Origin of the sequence: Pseudomonas sp. GD03842 (assembly GCF_029841165.1) — a bacterium.
Taxonomy (GTDB): domain Bacteria; phylum Pseudomonadota; class Gammaproteobacteria; order Pseudomonadales; family Pseudomonadaceae; genus Aquipseudomonas.
In genome coordinates this window covers 1-585 of sequence record NZ_JAOCEA010000042.1, presented here as the reverse complement: position 1 = coordinate 585, position 585 = coordinate 1, and the positions used below count along the sequence as shown (strand labels likewise).

Here is a 585-nt window from a genome sequence, read left to right as displayed (position 1 = left end):
TAAGGGAAAACACCTCTGGCGCGCCGATGTGCCTCGTATGATTTATGTGCGTTGGCAATCCCTGGCAGAGCCTCAAACTTACGATGCTTTCATTGAGATTCCTGAGACGACCCGTAACGCGATGTTGGAGGTTAAACCGAACACCTATTGCAGGGGCACGAAAGAATGGATCACGGACCACCGCCAGCTCCTGGTCATTGGCCTGGCGCCGGGCGGAATTGCGAAAACCTGGATCAGAGGGTTGTGCCTGGATCCAATTGAAGTCAGCCGCGTGCAGGGCCGGATAGTTGAGAAGGGGCCTTATGACGGCCTGTCAGAAGGTCACTATTACCGCCCGCCTAATAAAGAGTCTCAGGCATACATCGACAAATTCGGCATCCCCTATGACTCGTGGTAATCGGCTTTCGTCATTTAGTGGTTTATCCATTGCAATCAATAAGCTCAACGTGCTGTTGGGATGTGCACTCGCCGTTATTCTCGGCGGGTGCAGCCACGTTAATGACTACGGTGCAGAGCTGCCATATGACGCCTGGCGTCTGGGTTTTCTGGCGCCCAACTACATGGAAGTCTGGATCGAAACCGCCG

1 protein-coding gene and 1 pseudogene are annotated in these 585 nt (G+C 53.7%); both read left to right on the top strand.

Translation table 11 applies throughout. The annotated features are described in order from the left end of the window. Positions 1 to 397 (top strand): DUF2931 family protein (locus N5D61_RS26425; protein WP_279894762.1); only part of this gene is annotated, 397 nt, incomplete at its 5' end. Continuing rightward, positions 384 to 585: pseudogene (locus N5D61_RS26420) on the top strand (hypothetical protein); the annotation flags it as partial. The gene N5D61_RS26425 and the pseudogene N5D61_RS26420, both read left to right, overlap by 14 nt.